A 16,672-nucleotide genomic window follows, 5' to 3' on the forward strand; every position below is an offset into this window, starting at 1 on the left:
CCGGCACCACCGCCGCCGCCTTGGCCGCCGCCGCCACCGGCGCCGCCCGTGCCGCCGCCTGCGCCGCCCGTGCCGCCGCCCGCGCCACCCGAGCCCGAGCCCGAGCTCGAGCTGCTGGACGTCGTGTCACCCGTCTTCTCGTCGTCGCCGCAACCGGTCATGCCGGCCAGCGCGACCACGGCGAGCAACGAGCCAAAACCCAGGGCGAAGACCGAGCTTGTTCGCGAATTCTTCATGCAAGCGCTCCTCGACGTCCCAACACGAGGCAAGGAAGGAAAGCAACCTCTGCCGTGACGTCCGTTATCGCGGATGTTACGATGTGTTAACGGACGTGGCAAGCTTCTCTGCGTCGAGATTACGCGCTGCGTTCGTGTGACCTGGATCGCGGCGCTGCTCAGCCTCCGCCCTTGCCTTTGCGCCGCAGGGCGATTCCCACGCCGAGCAGGCACATGAGCGCGGCCCAGCCGACCCTGTCGTCGTCCGACCCGCCCACCTCGCATCCCGCGCATCCGCCGCTGCTCGGCGGTTTCGGCGTGGGGGGCGGCGCGTCGACCGGCGTCGGTTCACCGGGACCCGGCTCCGCGGGCGGAGCGGACGCGCCGGCGTCCTCGGGCCCCTCGGGCGCAGGGGGCGTGTTCGGCGTATCGTCGGGCGGCGCGGGGACATCGGGCAGGGCCGGGAGCTTCTGGCCCTCCTTCAGCACAGGATATCGCGGCGGAGCCCCGCCCATTGCGCTCGCCACGTACGGCGCGGGGACGGCGCTCGCGGGCACGTTTTTGGCGGCTGCGATCCGTGCGGCCTCGTGTTTCCGCGACGCCGGGTCCGCGCAGGTCAAACGTTTTTCGCATTTGGTGCGGGGAATCCCCGCGCAATCGGCCTGGGTCCTGCACGTGCCGTGCGCGACGGGCATCAAGTAGCGGTGCATGTTCCGGTTCTCGATGCAGAACGAGAGCTCCTCGCAGGAGCCGTTCTCGCAGGCCTCGCCCCCCTTGTCGCAACGGGAGTTCAGCACGCACGAGGCCGTGTCCGGCCCGTCCGACTCCCAGTGCAGGCCCTTGGGGCAGGGCGCGGGCGGAGGCGCCTCGCAATAGGACGTCGCGTGGTGGATCTTCGGCACGTAGCCGGCCGGGCAATCCGCGCGGAGCGGCGGGGAGCAATAGGGCCCGCCGTGGCTCAATGCCTTCTCGGTGCCTCTCGGACAGGTGATCGGCAGGTTGGGGACGACGTCGGCGAAGGCCGCGGTCGTCCACGAAGCCGCGCTGAAGCCGAGGGCAAGAGCCATTGCGAGGGGGCGCATCGATATCCTGCTCGTGTTGGAAATGGGAGGAGGAGCGCCATCCTCCACCCGGCGGCGAGCCACGTCAAGACGTCGCGGGGCGGAAGGAGGATTCGACCGCGCCGAGGAAGACAACTCGTCCGCCGTGATGTCAAGGGGTCCTCCGGCATCCAAAGGGCTCATGCTTGACGTCCGTCCGTCCCACCTGCGCGCAAAACCCCTCGTGGGGCTGCTCCTCGGACTTTCTTCGTTCGCTTGCGCGCCCCTCTTGCCTTCCCGCAGCTTTCACGCGCCCGGCGCGCCCGTCGGCCGTATCTCTGCGACGCTCGTGCCTGCGCCCGGCGTCCGATCGGGCGGGCCTCACCTCGTGACGTTTGGTCTCCCATTGCCACCGGAATCGCTCACGCGCGCGGGCCTCGCGACCGTGCGTGTTCTCCAGGGCGGCGTGGAGATCCCGGCGCACGTCGAGGAGCTCACCCCTTATCGGCACCTCACCGATCCCGCGCGCTCCGGGCGCTGGGTGCGCGTCGCGCGGGTGCAGCTCATTCATACGTTCCCGACGAGCCCGCCGGAGCCCACGTCCGTCATCGTCGAATGGGGCGCCGCGGAGCGCACGCGCGACGTCCCCGACCTCGTCCCGCCGCGGCGGGGGTTTCATTCCGTGGCGACAGGCAGCTTCACGCCCGAGGACCTCGTCACCGAGCCCGCCGTCTACGTCGTCCTGCCCAAGGCGCTCCTCGCGCAAGGGGCCTTGCGCACGCCTTTCGTGCCGCTCGACGATCGCGTCGGCGAAGACATGGATCCCCCCGCGCTCCTCCACGGCCGGCGCCTGCCGTGGCCGCTCGCATACGACGTTGCCCAAAAAAACTATTTTTATGGCCTCCTGAACGAGCCGGCCGGCGATAGCCCCTACCGGACGAACCTCGACAACAACGGCGAGGCCTGGCTTTACGATCGGGCCTCCGCGATGTTCGTCCTGTACCTCCGGGGCGGCTCGGCCCGGGTGCTTCGCGAGGCGGTGCGCGCGTCGGTCTTTTACGAGCGCCTCCTCGTGCTCGCGCGGCAATCCCGGGGGGATCCCTCGGCGGAGGCGCGCCCCAAAGCGGCGTTTTTCTCGTGGCGCAAGCCGCGGCCCGATCCGAAGGACGCCGCCAAGGAGCCCGCCTGGGATCCGAAATACTCCTACGTGGAGTGCCTCGCCCTCATGTTTTGGCTCACGGGGGACGATCGTATCCTCGACAAGCTCGACGCCTTGGTCGCGGCCTTCGCGGACGTCCCCTCGCGCTGGTCGCCCGCCTATTCGCCCGTCCGCAAGAGCACGGGCGAGCGTTTGCGCGAGGCGTGGACGGAGAGGCATGTAGCGTTCAAGCTGCTGGCCGCGACGATCGCGTTCGAGCTCCGCGGGCGGGAGGAGGACCGCGCGCGGGTCGTTCGTATCGTGGAGGATCTGCTCTGGCATCAGGATCAGAGCCGCCCCGGCGGCCTGTTCGCGCGAGCCGGCGCGGTCGTGGACGGCGGGCTTTACCATTTCGGTACACAACACGATCCGGACGAGGCCGGCGAGGAGCTCGTCGCTTCGCCGTGGATGTCCGTGTTGCTCGTCGATGCGATGGTGCGCGTTCATGCCTCATGGGAAGACCCGCGTATCGCGCGCTTCATCGTGCGCATGGGAAGGATGCTCTCGGCGGCCTCGAAGGTGCGCGTGTTGCGCGACGGTTCGAGGGGGCTCACGCCCGATTACCTCGTTCGCCCCGACGGCTCCACGCACACGGATCACGATGGTGCCGCGCACGCGGCCGACGTGATGGGCGCGCTCGCCTGGGCCGACGCATTCGCGCGGCTCCTCGGAGAGCCGGATCCCAGGTTTCGCCGCGTGATCCTCGGCTCGCCGGGGCTCTACGAGACGTTCACGGGAGAGCTCTTCCAGAGCCCGGACAACTGGATGCTGCGGCCGTACCGGCGGTATGCGTGGATGTTTCGGACGTCGGCGGCGTTTTCGTATGCGCTGGGGGCGCGGTGAGGGGCGCCCCCGGGGACGCCTCCGCTCTCAATTGCCTGGTTCGCTCGGGCCGCCTTCGCCTTTTTTCCCCGCGGCATTGCGCTTCGCCAGGCGTCGCGCGCGTGCCTTTTCGGCGGCATCGACCACCGGCTTCCGGATCTGCTCGACGTGCGCCTCGCTCCCCTTCGTCCGCGTGAGCGCGCCGAGCACGAGCTCGATGGTGTCCACCCACGCGCGCATGCGCCGCCGCACCTCGGACGGCGTGATCTCTTCCTTCGCCGCTGCCGCTGCGGTCACCGACTTCTTTTGCTCCACCGCCCCGAGCGCCGAGCCGACCGCGCCGATTTGCTTGACGAGATCGAGCGCCGAGACGCCGTCGAGAATGGGCACCTGGGCGAGCACCAGGGCGAGCTCCGTCTCGGCGAGCCTCACCATTTGCGCGGCGTTGCCCGCCTCGCTCTCGTAGGAGGCCTTGACGATATCGAGCCCCCGAGGCTGGAGCTTCTCCAGGGCGACGTCGATCGCGTCGGCGAGCGCGATGTTCGGCGGAACCTGGCCGAGCAGCGCCTCCCGCGCGCTCCTCATCCCGAGGTGCAGCGCGCGCTGGAGGTGATCGTGGCGTGTATCCAGCGTGTCGGCCTGCTCGGAGAGCGAGCGCAGGGGAACCTCCGCAGAGCTGCCCGCGCGCGCGCCGAGGAGGGCGTCGTGGTCCTCCTGGACACGAGGCAGGAAGGGGGCGAGCTCCGGGATGGCCACGAACCCCGGATGCCCGGCGCCCGTCCACTGTTCCGTGATCGTGATCATCTCACCGATCGTGAGTTCATGAAGAAAACGCATGGCGGTCACGGTAACCGGATACGAAGGAGGCACACAACGGCAAGGTGATGGTCGGGAGCGCTTCGGGATCGGCCGAGGACCCGAAGGTGCTCCCGGGGATCGGATCCGGGGCCCGCAGAGGACCCGAAGGTGCTCCCGGGGATCGGATCCGGGGCCCGCAGAGAAGCCGAAGGTGCTCCCGGGGATCGGATCCGGAGCCCGCAGAGGACCCGAAGGTGATTCCGGGGATTGGATCCGGGGCGCCTGCCGATGCCCGTGGCCGTGTGAGCCATCGAGGGAGCCGTCACGCCGCGCGAGCTTTGGCCTCGGCGCAGAGCTTCTCGCTCAACGTCCACAGGTCGGCCGCGAGCTTCGGGTCCAGCGCTTGTTTCGATGGATCCACGGGGCGTCGATTCGAGACGAATTGCCCCCTGAGCGACGCCGCCTCCGGCGAGGTCGCGAGCCAGAGGAGGGAGTCCGCGCCTTGTTCCGGCGTCTTCGAGAAGGGCCTCGCCACTGTGTACACGAGGTTCATCAGAAGCCCCATGTCCGACCCGAAGCCGCCAAACTGGGTCCGGACCGAGCCCGGCTCGAAGCAGTTCGCCGCGACCGTGATTCCTGAAAGCCGCCGCTGAAGCTCCTTCGTGAAGAGAATGTTCGCGAGCTTCGAGGTCGCATAAGCGCGCCATCCCGGGCCCTCGAGGGATGTCGGCGTCTTCTGGAGGTCGAGCACCCCGCGCGCCTGCATGGCACTCGACGTCGACACGACCCGCGCCCCCTTCGTGTTCCGGAGGAGATCGAGCAGCGACGTCGTGAGTTGAAAATACGCGAGGTGGTTCAGCGCGAACGTCAGCTCGAATCCGTCAGGCCCCATGACCGGCGATTTGAAGGTCGCGCCGGCGTTGTTCACGAGGACGTCGAGCCGGTCGTGCTTGGCCTGGAACGCCTCGGCGGCGCGCTTCACGTCGGCCATGCGCGAAAGGTCGCAAAGGAGGAGGTCGAGGTTCTGGTTCCCGCTCGCGTCCTTCAGCTCTGTGAGCACCTGCGTGGTCTTCTCCTTGTTGCGGCCGACGATGGTCATCGTCGCGCCGCGTCTGGCGAAATCCATCGCCGCGGCCTTGCCGATGCCATCCGTGGCTCCGGTTATCAGAATCACCTTGCCTTCGAGATCGTGCGCCATGAATTTCTCCATGGGTTGTGGTGAAGAGAAGCCGCCGCGCTCGGCATTCCGGAGACCTCCAGAGGAGCGACGGCGCTCGTAGGCCCGATGGAGCGCGGCGATGAGCAGCGAAGCGATGAGCAGGCCGGCGAGGATCGGCCACGCGCCGGGCTGAATCCTCCCCGACGCATCGAACATCTCGCTGCCGAGGTAGCTCACGAGGAGAAGGGTCGGCGTGTAGCCGACGAGCGAGCCCCAAAAGTGGGTCCAGAACCCCACCTTCGAGACGCCGAAGAAGGAGTGGAGCACCTGCGGCATCCAGAGAATCAGACGAAGGACGACGACCGTCTGGAATGCATTCCGCTCGAGCGACGCGTCGTACTTGCGGAGCCGGGCAGGAATACGCGCCGAGACCCAGTCCTTCGCCACGAAGCGCGCGAACGAGAATCCAACGACGCTCGCGCACATCGTCCCGATCATCGAGAGCGCGAAGGCCGTCTGCCACGGCCATATCAGCGGCGCTGCGACGATGAAGATCGTCCCAGGGACGCCGAACGGTTGCAGCACCGTGTACGCCAGGATGAATGCGAGGTAGCCCCACGCGCCCCTCGCGACGAGCGTCTCGGCCAGGATCTTCGGTTCGGCGACCTGCGCGAAGATCCCGAAGTGATAGGCACCGGCGAGCGTGAGCAGCACCAGCGCGACGACGCCGAGCTTGGCGTTGCGGAGGGAGCGCGTCGCCTCGCTCATGCGCCGACTCGATTGATGTCGGCCGATTCGAGGATGAACGTGCCGGCCTTTCCTTCAACGACGCGGAGCATGGCGCGCCCAAGAACCTCCGAGGTGGTGAAGAAGAACGGAAAGACACGCACGAGGAGCGGAGTGAAGAGAAACAGCGGCTTCAGGAGCACGACGCCGACCTGGTATTGCCAGGTGCGACTCCGAATGCCGGGGCCAGGCCGAATGAAGCCAGGCCTGACACTTCCCGCGTGACGGAAGGGCATCACGCGCAGGGACTCCTCCACGCGCCGCCTCACGCGAGCCCACATTCCGGGCCCGCCGGCGCCGCCGCCAGAGCAGTAACAGAAGGACATGCCAGGATTGAGCCGAAGGAGCGCGCGAGCCCATAGAAGCGTGAGCTCCTCGGTCACCCGCGCGTAGGCGGCTTCGTCGAGACCGGCGGAGCTGATGCCAACGGCCCAGATACAGGCGTCGTAGCCGACGAGTTGGTCCTCGACGGCGGCGAAGTCGAAGAGATCGGGCAGCAGGAGCTCGCGCAACTTCGGGTGCGTGACGCCGCAAGGGCGTCGTCCAATGCTGAGCACCGACTCGACGTCGGAGGCGTTGAGCGCTTCGCGCAGGACCCCTGCGCCGACCATGCCGGATGTGCCAAAAAGGATGAGCTTCATCGTAACGTCCTCTTCATCCCCCGAGATCAGAGCGCGTACCGAATCCCTGCAATGCGCGTGGTCCATGCGGCGCTCATGGTGCGAAGCCCTCCGAGGGGTCGTCGTGGTTCACACGCGTGTTCCTTTTTTCTTCGCCGGCGGAACGAACTGTTCTGCGAGGATTCGGAGGCGTCGTTCGAGCACGGCAACGGTCGGTTGATCTGCAAGGAGACCATCGAGAGCGAGAAGGAAGACGTCAGCTTTTTCCTCGTCCCCGAGAATCGCCGCGATGCACTCCAGCGCGACCTTTCGGTGCTGCGCGTCGATGGCGGGATCGATCCGCTCGCAGGCGTCGAAAAACTCACTGCCCATCGGCGCTCCGACCATGTCGGACCAGGGCTCGAGCACCATCAGCCTGCACACGTCGACCAAGCGTTCGTACGGGCTGCCCTGTGCGGTCACCGCCTGTTTTGCCAAGGGATGTCGCGAAACCAGCCAGTCGGCGAAGACGGCCCGGAAGATGTCTTCCTTGTCCTTGAAGACCCGGTAGAGCAGCGTCCGCGAGAGGTTCGCGCGCTTGGCGATGTCCTCGAACGACGTCTTCGCGAAGCCAAAATTGAGGAAACACCAACGCGCGGCGAGCAGGATCTTCGAGCGGCGCGCGGCTGCCTCGTCCTCTTTCATGGTCGCTGCCATGGCGACACTGTGACAACTGGATCAATATTTGTCAACACGTTCCGGAGCGAGGCTTGAAGGGGAGCGCAGGACCGCCCGGGAACTTTGTGGGTCGCTCGTCGTGTCCTCCGGAGCGGCATGCAAGAAGCTCCTTCCTCTGCCGGCGCGCCCACGCAGGACGCGACCCTCGCGCTCCTCTCGCTCCGCCTCGTGACCGGGTGGCTCTTTTTCTCCGCGCTTTGGCGGCGCCTCGTGCTCGAACCGGAAAAGATGGTGCCCGATGCGGCGGGGTACGTCGGGGAGAAGTTCAACCACTTCCTGCCGCACGCGATCGGCGTGCGTGGGCTGCTCGATTGGCTGGTGCGGCATCCCGAGGTGCTACACCCCTTCCTCGTGGTCTTCACCGTGCTCGAAGGGGCGGCGGGGCTCGGGCTGATGTTCGGGCTCCTCACGCGCGCCGCGGCCGCGGGCGTCGTGATGTTGTCGGGGGGCATCCTGCTCGGCGCTGGCTGGATCGGGTCGACGTGCCTCGACGAGTGGCAAATCGGGGTGCTCGGGATCGCGGGTGGAATCTCCGTCCTTCTCGGGGGCGCCGGACGTTTGGGGCTCGATGCCGCCCTCACGTCGCGGTTTCCGCGGCTTCGGGCGAGCCGCGCCTTTGCGCTCCTCGCCTCGGGTCCGCTGCCGCTTCGCCCGGGGATCGTCCGCCGCGGCGGGATCGCCCTCGCAGGAGCGACGCTCGTGCTCACGCTCGCGACGAACCAGATTTTTTTCGGCGGCGTCTGGGGCAAGCTGCACAATCACTCGGTGCGGCCGCACGTGACGATTTCGGCCGCGGAGCTGGATCGAGCGGGCGCGCTGCGGCTGAAGCTCGCCCGCGACGGAGGGCCGGACACGTATGGCGCGTTCGTCGTGGATATCGCGATCCTCGACGGAGCGGGAAAACCGGTTCATGGCTGGGACGCGCGGGCCTTGGCTTCGCTGCCGGCGAGCGCGATCACGAACCATTATCTCGTGAAGGTTCGCCCCGGACCCCATGGGCTCGTTCTCCCGCTCGGGAGCGTCGCGGACGTCGTTTTGCCGATCCCGTCGGAGGTGCCATCGCCGGGGCGTTATCACGTGCGGGTTTCGGATGTGAGCGGCGCCGTGTGGGAGGCTGGGCTCGACATTCCACCGCGGCTGGCCACGAGGGAGTGAGGGCGTGCCGGGTCGATCCTTCGTCGAACGTCTCGTCGCCGAGCTGCCGGCGCTCTTCCGGATGGCCAGGAAGATGACCCGCTCGGAGACGGACGCCGAGGATCTCGTGCAATCAACCGTGGTGCGGGCGATGGAGAAGCGAGGGGATCTGCGGGACGAGGAGCGAATGCGGGCCTGGCTTTTTCAGGTGCAACGCACGGTGCTCTTGAATGGGGTTCGCGGGGCGGCGCGGCGCTTCGAGGTGATCCAGGGAGGCAAGGGCAAAGAGGCGCCGGAGCCGAGCGAGGATCTCGAGGAGGAGATCCTGCGCCGCTCGTTCGACGACCGGGTGACGCACGCCCTCGATGGGATGCCGCCCGAATGGAAGGAAGCGCTGCTCTTGCGCGAGGTGGAGGAGCTCTCGTACGAGGAAATCGCGTCGGTGCAAGGTTCTCCCGTGGGCACGGTGCGTTCGCGCCTGGCGCGGGCGCGGGCAGCGTTGTTCGAGGAGCTCTCCGAGGCGAATCGAGAGCGTGGGGTGCATCATGGCAAGATGTGACGAATTCGAGAATGTCTCGGCATGGCACGACGGGGAGGTGGGGCCCGTGGAAGCGAGGCGCATCGAGGCGCACCTGGCATCGTGTGCCGTTTGCCGCGGGACGGCGGATGTTCTCGCGCAGACGCGGCAATCGTTGCGACGCTCGGCCAGAGCCGACGTGCCCGCGCGCGTCGTGCAAACAACGAGATCGCTCGATACGCCCGCGCGTCCTCGGCGTCGGCTCGCGTTCGCCGCGCTGCTCGTGGCAGCGTCGTTGGGTGTGGGGGCGGTGCTTTTGCTATCGCGTGGCGGGATCGCGCAAGCGATGGCGGACGAGCTCGTGAGCCACCACCTGCGAGGATTCGCCAGAGAAAAACCGTGCGAGCTCGATTCGTCCGATCCCGTGGTCCTCGCTCAGTGGCTGGAGCAGAGGCTCGGTTATGCGGTGGTGGTGCCCGCCATGCCCGGGGCCAAATTGCTCGGGGCGCGCCTTTGCCAGCTCGAGGGAGATCGGACGGCAGCGCTCATGTACATGCAGGACGACAAACCGGTCACCGTCTTCGTGCCGAGGCCGGGATCGAGCGCGGCGGTGGCGGCCGAATCGCTATCACGAGGCGAGGTTCGTTGCGCGCGTGCGCCGCTCGGCAATCGGATTTGCGCGAAGACCACGCGGCAACCCATGCTGGCTGTCGCCGAGACGAGCGAAACCTCGCTCGCCGCAGCGCTCGAGGCTCCGTGAACGCCGCTTGTTTCTTGAAGGAAAGGTGAGGAGATGTCTTTGAGGTCATCGAACCGGGTTCGCGTCGCGGCGGCTGCCATCGCATCGCTCGCCACGTTGGCGGTCGCTCTTGGCGTTTTTCTGGATCGGTCGGATGCGAATCGAGGTGCGGCTTCGGTTGCCCCTTGCGCAGCGGGCTCCGCGACGGCATGCGCCATGCCGAGCGGCTCGGGGCGGCGTGGCGGCGGGGACCTCCCGACCGGCGGACAGCCGAGGCTCCTTGAATTCACGAGCGGTTCTTGCGCGGCTTGCGCGCGGATGGCGCCCATCGTGAACCAAGTCGAGCGGCGGTGCCTCGCCGTGGCCGATGGATCGCTCGTGCACGTGAGCATCGACGAGCCCGAGGGCGAGGCGCTCGCGGAGCGTTACGAGGTCCGGGCATTGCCGACATTTGTCGGGATTGACGCAGAGGGCGCGGAGGTCTTGCGGATGGTCGGGGTCCAGACGCAGGAGAAGCTCGCTTCAGCGATCGGCGAGGTCCGCGGACGCGCATGTCCGCCGATCTGATGGCCGTGAGGAGCGGGGGCGGGAGCGGGAAGGGGAGCGGATTGGGCGGGGCGCGGCGCGTCTCGCCGAGACGCACCACGCGCCCTCCCTCGGATCACATCCCCGTTCCCTTGAGCAGGGTCGTGGCCTTGGTCGACAGGCCCGTCACGCTCGCCGAGAGCGTCGCGGCCCGGAGCCCCGTGCCGGCGGGCGTGAATCGCACGTCGGCCGTGAACGTGCCTCCGGCCGGGACCGTGACCGGCAAGGGAGAAGACGGCGTCACCGAGAACTCGCCAATGTGGCTCCCGCTCAGCGTGAGCGCCGTGATCGTCTGCGGATTGCCCGACGGGTTCGTGTACGTCAGGGTCTGCGGCGCGCTCTGCGTAGAAAGCGCCTGGCCCGGGAAGCTGAGCTCCTGCGCCGTCGTGAACGCGGGGAGCGGCATCGACGCGTACAGCGCGTTGCGAATGAGCTTCGCGGCGTCGGTCGTCGTATCCCAGCCGATCGTGCTGTTGCCCGTGGTCGAAAGGCCAAAGCCGTTGATCTCGATCAGCGGCCGCCCCGTCGCGGGGCCGCTCGACACCACGCCTCGAACCAAGGCGGGCGTGCCGTCCGAGAACAGCGCGACGACGATGGGGTTGTTCTTGTTGAACGCCGACGCCGGCATATGGTACGGCGACGAGCCCTGGTAGCCGAACGTCGTGACGCCCGTGAGCAGCGGGCTGCCCGGCTCGAGGATGGTCCCGAGCGTGACCTTCGTCGTGAGGAACGCGACGTCCGCGATGGGCGTCGAGAGCGTGTATTGCGTGGCGAAGCGACCCTTCAGGGCATACGTGCCCGTCTCCTGCGACTCGTAATCGAAGAGCACGACGCCGCCGCCCTGCTCATAATAGTCGGCGAGGTTGTCGCCGAACCCCGTCGTGACCGACAGGTACGTCATGACCGCGACGGCGTCGTACGCCTTCAATTGCGCCAGCGTCGGCGTCGTGGAGTTGATGTTGACGAAGCCGACGGACGCGAACGAGGCCGTGGCCACGAGCTTGGTCTGGAGGTCGGTCGTCCCGCCCGCATACAGGACGCCGACCGTCGGCGGGAAGACGCCCGTGTACGTGCCGCCCACCCGGCCATTGCCGTTCGTGAGGTTCGCGCAGACGCCGGCCGCGCAGACCTGGTTCGCGCCGCACGTGGTGCCGCAAGCGCCGCAGGAGAGGCTGTTGTCGGAGAGGTTCACGCAGCTCGCGCCGCACGTGCTCTCCCCAGGGAGGCAAGCGCAGGCGCCGGCCGAGCAGACCTGGCTCGACGAGCACGCATTGCCGCAGGCGCCGCAGTTCGCCTTGTTGCTCGACGTGTCGACGCACGCGCTGCCGCACGCGGTGGTGCCGCCGCCGCAGGTGAACGCGCAAGCGCCGTTCGAGCAAACCTCACCGGCGGCGCAGGCATTGCCGCAAGCGCCGCAATGGGCCGGATCGTTCTTCGTGTCTACGCACGTGTTGCCACACGCGGTGGTGCCGCCGGCGCAGGTGAACCCGCATGCGCCGCTCGAGCAGACCTCGCCGGCGGCGCAGGCATTGCCGCAGGCGCCGCAGTTCGCCGGGTCGTTCGTCGCGTCGACGCAGGCGTTTCCGCATTTCATGGTGCCGCCGGCGCAGGTGAACCCGCATGCGCCGTTCGAGCAGACCTCGCCGGCGGCGCAGGCATTGCCGCAGGCGCCGCAGTTCGCCGGGTCGTTCGAGACACTGACGCAGGCGTTCCCGCATTTCGTGGCGCCGCCGGAGCACGTGAGCGCGCAGGCGCCCTGCGAGCAGACCTCACCGGCGGCGCAGGCGTTGCCGCAAGCGCCGCAGTTCGCCGGGTCGTTCGAGGTGTCGACGCAGGCGTTTCCACATTTCGTGGCGCCGCCGACGCAGGTGAGCGCGCAGGCGCCTTGCGAGCAGATCTCGCCGGCGGCGCAGGTGTTGTCGCAAGCGCCGCAGTTCGCCGGGTCGTTCGAGGTGTCGACGCAGGCGTCGCCGCATTTCGTGGCGCCACCGGAGCAAGTGAGCGCGCAAGCGCCTTGCGAGCAGACCTCGCCGGCGGGACAGGCGTTGTCGCAAGCGCCGCAGTTCGCCGGGTCGTTCGAGGTGTCGACGCAGAGCTCCCCACATTTCGTGGCGCCGCCGCCGCAGGTGAGCGCGCACGCGCCCTGCGAGCAGACCTCGCCCGCTGCACACGCGCTCGCGCACGCGCCGCAATTCTGGGGGTCGAGGTTGGTGTCGACGCAGAGCTCGCCGCATTTCGTGGTGCCGCCGCCGCAGGTGAGGGCGCACGCGCCGTTCGAGCAGACCTCGCCCGGGGCGCACGCGTGACCGCAGGTGCCGCAGTTCAGCGGGTTCGTGTCGAGGTCGACGCACGCCCCGTCGCACCTGTCCTGCCCGGCCGCGCAAGCGGGCCCGCCGCCGGTGCCCCCGACGCCGCCCGCGCCGCCTGTGCCCCCCGTGCCGCCTGTGCCCCCGGCGCCGCCGCCCTCCCCGGAGCAGCCTGCCGCGACGAACGCCGCGACGAGCGCGGAGAGCGCGAGCCCTCCCCGCCACGCGCCGAGGACCGTCGTCATTGGTTGGTGTGCGTAAGTTCGGAATCTGGTCATTGATTCATCCCCGTAGAAGTCGTTTGGGCGTCAAAGAAATTCTCGACCAGCCTTCCATAGTATCATTGTCCGCTCCGCGGAGAGCCACGCATGTGCGTGCTCCGCATGACCACGGCGTGCGGAAGGGCGGCGTTGGCGGGGGGACGGCGGTTTCAGCCGGAGCGCACGAGCGCTTCGAGCGAGATCGACTGCAAGAGGCCCTTTCCGATGGGCCGCTTGTCCTCCCAGAAGACACGCGCCTCGAAGAAGGCCCGCGCCGCCTCGCTCTGCAAGGCCCGGAGGACCGCCTCGGCCTCGTCGCGGGCCTCGAACGGCAAGAAATAACAGGTGTCGTCGAGCACCACCGGGCGCCCCTCGTGCGGCTCGACCAGCGCGAACGAGAATTTCTTGTAGAGACCACAAATCGCGACTTTGTAGGGCGCGAACGTGTACGGCCCGATTCCGAACACCGAGAAGGGGGGCTTGTCGCGATAAATGGAGCTCTTGCGGACGTCGAGCTTTTCCTCGTGCCGGACGAGGTAGGCCCACGCCCGCGGCGCCTGATCCTGCAAGGTCCGCGTCTCCTCGCCGAGCGAGCGTTGCGTCACGAGCACGAAGCGCCTCCCCGGGCGCCGCCCATTCGCCACGTCCGAGCCCTTGAGCAGCGGAAAGACAACGGATTGTTCGATGTCCACCCGCTCGCCGAGGCCATTGACGAGCGCGCCGTCCTTCGCTTCGAGCTCCATCACCGGCGCGCAGTCGTGCTTGAGCCCCGAGCGCCACGCCGGCGTGCATTGGCCTTCGAGGCCCTGCGTCCGTTCGAGTCGATCGATGTCGCTGTAAATGCGCCCGCCGTGCACGCCCATCGTCCGCCGCGGAATTTCGGCGTCGAGCGAATCGAAGACGGCCCAGCCGCGCGCCGGGGGCCCGCTCGGCGGAGGAGTCGCCGCGAGCGTCATCACCACGGCCGCCGTCGCCACGTCGAATGCGCCGCGCGCGTCGATCCGATACGTCGCGCCCGAGACCCGAACCCCCTCGTGCGCGACGTGCTCCATCACCCGCCGCGCGACGTTGCTCTTGCAGAGCACGACCATGCGGAAATCACGGCCGCGGAGCGCCGCGAGCAGGCGCAGGAGGATCCACTCCGAGACGTCGAAATTGCTCTTGCCCGTTCGCGCGTCGAGGCCCCGGAATCGCTTGAAATTCGATTTGGGCGGCAGGTTCCGCGAGCCGAGCGCGCCGAGATCGGCGCTCGTGACCCAGGGCGGATTGCCCAGCACGAGCACCGGATCCGGCATCGCCGCGAGCACGTCCTCCCACGCGACCTCGAAACAATCACCGAGGAGCACGTCGACCGGGGCGCCCGCGAGCGCGAGGCGCGCCGCCTCGACGTGGCCCGGGTCGATGTCGAAGCCGCGAGCAGGGATGTCCGGAAAGACCTCCGCCGCCGCCGTGAGGAACGCGCCTTTGCCGCACGTGGGCTCCAGGATCGAGGACGGGCGCGCGCCGAGCCGCGCGGCGAGGCGGGAGACCTGCCGCGCAAGCTCGAGGGGCGTCTGCCAGTCCCCACGCTCGACGCGCGAGGGCCGCGAGGGCGCTGTCACGCCGAGGCGTCCGCGACCTGCGCGAGCATCTCTGCCTCGGCGCAGAGGTTGCCGTCGACGCGCGCCTCGCCCCGGAGCTTCCACACCGGGCCCCGACGCTGCAAGGCCGTGGCCGAGAGATCGAGCCTGTCGCCCGGCACGACGGGCCTGCGGAAGCGCGCCTTGTCGATGCCCAGGAAGAGCACGACCTTGGGCTTGGGTCCCGGCGCAGGGTCGGACGCGTGCGCGAGCAGGCCGCCGATCTGCACCATGGCTTCGACGATGAGGACGCCGGGCATGATCGGGTGCGCGGGGAAATGGCCCTGGAACCAGGGCTCGTTGTACGCGACGCACTTGTGCCCCGCGATGCGCTCGCCCGGCACGAGCTCCGTCACGCGATCGACCATCACCATCGGATACCGATGCGGGAGGATCGTGAGGATCTCACGCACCTCGATCGGGAGTTTTACGTTTGCCCCTTCGGTCACTCTGACCGTCCCTTCCGTTTGCGCCCCGGCTCTTCGAGATGCCGCGCCGTCGCGCGGAGCCACCGCGCCTTGTCCACCGCGGGATACCCGCCGAACACGGCGCCCGCAGGCACGTCGCCGATGACGCCCGCTTTCGCGGCGAGCCGCGCCCCGGCACCGACCTCGCAATGATCGGCGACGCCCACCTGCCCGCCGACGAGCGCGCCCGCGCCGATCCGCGACGAGCCCGCGAAGCCCGATTGCGCCGCGACGAGCGCGCCCGCGCCGACGGCGGCGTTGTGGCCGACGTGCACGTGTGCGTCGAGCTTGGCGCCGCGGCCGATCACGGTCGGCCCGAGCGTGCCAGCGTCGATGGTGCAGAGCGGGCCGATCTCGACGTCATCCTCGATGATCACGCCGCCGAGCTGCGGCACGCGCACGACGCCGCCCGCGGGCGACGCCGCCCAGCCGAAGCCGGGGCGGCCGAGGACCGACGAGGCGCCGACGACGACACGCGCGCCGAGCGAGACGCCGCCATACACGACGACGTGGGGCTCGATGCGGCAGTGCGGGCCGATCTCGGCGCCGGCAAACACGACGGCGAAGGGGCAGATGATCGCCGTGGGATCGACGTTCGCGAGGGGATCGATCCGCGCGAGCGCGCGCGCGTCCACGGGCGCGGGCTGCGGCACCCGTTCGAGCACGCAGGTGAGCGCGTACGCCGCGCGCGGGTGGATCCAGCGCTTGCCCGCGGGCACGAGCGAGGCGAGCGGGCCATCGACGAGGAGAAACGCGTCGCTCGCACGCGCGGCTTCGAGGTAACGGCGCGAAAGAAGCGGCGCGAGGGTCGTCGTGCCTTCGGAGGCTTCCGCGTCGATCGGAGCGACGCGGGACACGACGGCGTCCTCGAGGCCCGGATCGAGCATGCCCCCGAGCGTCGCCGCGAGCTCGTGCAGAGGCACGGGCGCGGGCAGGACGGCGCCGGCGCTACTTCTTTTCGTCGCCGCCTCCCGACGGTTTGTCACCGCCGCCCTCGGGCGGGGCGTCGCCGCCGCCGTCGCCGCCGGAGTTGTACATCTGCACGACCTGCTCGGTGAGGTCGAGATCCGGCCGCGCGTAGGGCGTCGCGGAGCGGTCGAGGATGAGCTCGTAGCCGTTCTTTTTCGCGAGGCGCGTGATGATGCCCATCATCTTGCGGAGGATGGGGCCCGTCAGGTCGCCCTGCTTCTTCTGGAGCTCTTTGTTGTAGTCGACGAAGCTCGTCTGGAGCTCGACCATGCGGCGCTGCCAGTCCTCCATGCGGCGGGCGAGGGCCTCGCGCGAGAGCACGCGGGCCTGGCGCTCGATGTCCTCGCGCGCGCGCTGGAGCTCCTCTTGCTTCGCGTCGAGCTCCTTCTGGCGCTTGTCGAAGAGCTTCTTCAGCGTGCCCTGCGCGCGGATGCCGTCCTCGGTCTGCATGACGGCCTGCTGGACGTCGACGACCGCGATCTTGTTCTCGGCCGAGGCAGAGCCAGGGGCGAGGGAGACGAGCGCGGAGAGCACGGTGGCGGCGAGGGCCGCGTGAAGGCGGGGAAGGCGACGCAGTAGCATGAAGGCGATGAAGCTCGCTTACCTGCGCGCGGTGAGGCGGTCAAGCACGCCGCACGCCGCGATCGCTGGAAGCGGATCCGGCGTACGATGAGGTCCGGCGGAGAAAAGCGGGAAGGGTGCGCGGCATCGCCCTTGCGTC

The 16,672-nt window shown here is 68.8% G+C and carries 15 protein-coding genes and 2 pseudogenes; 6 read left to right on the top strand and 11 right to left on the bottom strand.

Translation table 11 applies throughout. The features are described from left to right. Positions 1-236 (bottom strand): annotated as a pseudogene (locus QHF89_RS45090) (hypothetical protein); the annotation flags it as partial. Positions 237-394: 158 nt separating this feature from the next. Beyond that, positions 395-1,297 (bottom strand): hypothetical protein, encoded by a 903-nt coding sequence (locus tag QHF89_RS45095; protein WP_136971872.1) that lies wholly within the window; start codon positions 1,295-1,297, stop codon positions 395-397. 160 nt (positions 1,298-1,457) lie between these two features. Here QHF89_RS45095 and QHF89_RS45100 point away from each other — a divergent pair, with 160 nt between their 5' ends. Then, positions 1,458-3,296, top strand: coding sequence for a hypothetical protein (locus QHF89_RS45100; protein WP_136971873.1), 1,839 nt, complete (start codon positions 1,458-1,460; stop codon positions 3,294-3,296). Between the two features lie 27 nt (positions 3,297-3,323). Here QHF89_RS45100 and QHF89_RS45105 read toward each other — a convergent pair whose 3' ends face one another. From QHF89_RS45105 to QHF89_RS45120, 4 genes are all read right to left on the bottom strand, one after another. Further along, entirely contained in the window at positions 3,324-4,112 is a 789-nt protein-coding gene (locus tag QHF89_RS45105) for a hypothetical protein (RefSeq protein ID WP_136971874.1), read from the bottom strand. 283 nt (positions 4,113-4,395) lie between these two features. Then, complete coding sequence (locus QHF89_RS45110; RefSeq protein ID WP_284721779.1) at positions 4,396-6,000, bottom strand: SDR family NAD(P)-dependent oxidoreductase; 1,605 nt, start codon at positions 5,998-6,000, stop codon at positions 4,396-4,398. Next, positions 5,997-6,659, bottom strand: a complete 663-nt coding sequence (locus QHF89_RS45115) for a Rossmann-fold NAD(P)-binding domain-containing protein (protein WP_136971875.1) — start codon at positions 6,657-6,659, stop codon at positions 5,997-5,999. Before QHF89_RS45115 ends, QHF89_RS45110 begins: the two co-directional genes overlap by 4 nt. A 108-nt stretch (positions 6,660-6,767) precedes the next feature. Beyond that, complete coding sequence (locus QHF89_RS45120) at positions 6,768-7,322, bottom strand: TetR/AcrR family transcriptional regulator (RefSeq protein WP_136971907.1); 555 nt, start codon at positions 7,320-7,322, stop codon at positions 6,768-6,770. Between the two features lie 129 nt (positions 7,323-7,451). Between QHF89_RS45120 and QHF89_RS45125 the strand changes: the two genes are divergently transcribed. The 5 genes and pseudogenes from QHF89_RS45125 (at position 7,452) to QHF89_RS45140 (ending at position 10,312) form a co-directional block, all read left to right on the top strand. Beyond that, positions 7,452-8,510, top strand: coding sequence for a TQO small subunit DoxD (locus tag QHF89_RS45125; RefSeq protein ID WP_136971876.1), 1,059 nt, complete (start codon positions 7,452-7,454; stop codon positions 8,508-8,510). Between the two features lie 4 nt (positions 8,511-8,514). Next, complete coding sequence (locus tag QHF89_RS45130) at positions 8,515-9,048, top strand: RNA polymerase sigma factor (protein WP_284721780.1); 534 nt, start codon at positions 8,515-8,517, stop codon at positions 9,046-9,048. Continuing rightward, positions 9,035-9,103, top strand: a pseudogene (locus QHF89_RS50290) (hypothetical protein); the annotation flags it as partial. The gene QHF89_RS45130 and the pseudogene QHF89_RS50290, both read left to right, overlap by 14 nt. Positions 9,104-9,220: 117 nt before the next feature. Continuing rightward, positions 9,221-9,766: a hypothetical protein gene (locus tag QHF89_RS45135; protein WP_284721781.1), complete on the top strand. Its 546-nt coding sequence runs from the start codon at positions 9,221-9,223 to the stop codon at positions 9,764-9,766. A gap of 195 nt (positions 9,767-9,961) precedes the next feature. Then, a complete protein-coding gene (locus QHF89_RS45140; protein WP_284721782.1) occupies positions 9,962-10,312 on the top strand; it encodes a thioredoxin family protein in 351 nt (116 codons plus the stop codon). A 94-nt stretch (positions 10,313-10,406) separates the two neighbouring features. Here QHF89_RS45140 and QHF89_RS45145 read toward each other — a convergent pair whose 3' ends face one another. From QHF89_RS45145 to QHF89_RS45165, 5 genes are all read right to left on the bottom strand, one after another. Further along, a complete protein-coding gene (locus QHF89_RS45145; RefSeq protein ID WP_284721783.1) occupies positions 10,407-12,881 on the bottom strand; it encodes an MXAN_6577-like cysteine-rich protein in 2,475 nt (824 codons plus the stop codon). Between the two features lie 185 nt (positions 12,882-13,066). Beyond that, complete coding sequence (locus QHF89_RS45150) at positions 13,067-14,497, bottom strand: DNA methyltransferase family protein (protein ID WP_136971880.1); 1,431 nt, start codon at positions 14,495-14,497, stop codon at positions 13,067-13,069. Next, the gene (gene fabZ, locus QHF89_RS45155; RefSeq protein WP_136934940.1) at positions 14,494-14,934 is read right to left on the bottom strand and encodes a 3-hydroxyacyl-ACP dehydratase FabZ; all 441 of its coding nucleotides are present in this window, start codon (positions 14,932-14,934) and stop codon (positions 14,494-14,496) included. The genes QHF89_RS45150 and fabZ overlap by 4 nt, the downstream gene beginning before the upstream one ends. A gap of 26 nt (positions 14,935-14,960) precedes the next feature. Next, entirely contained in the window at positions 14,961-15,968 is a 1,008-nt protein-coding gene (locus QHF89_RS45160; RefSeq protein WP_284721785.1) for a UDP-3-O-(3-hydroxymyristoyl)glucosamine N-acyltransferase, read from the bottom strand. Then, positions 15,931-16,533, bottom strand: coding sequence for an OmpH/Skp family outer membrane protein (locus QHF89_RS45165; protein ID WP_136934927.1), 603 nt, complete (start codon positions 16,531-16,533; stop codon positions 15,931-15,933). Before QHF89_RS45165 ends, QHF89_RS45160 begins: the two co-directional genes overlap by 38 nt. Positions 16,534-16,672 lie beyond the last annotated feature (139 nt).

This window comes from Polyangium sorediatum (genome assembly GCF_029946465.1).
Lineage (GTDB): Bacteria > Myxococcota_A > Polyangia > Polyangiales > Polyangiaceae > Polyangium > Polyangium fumosum.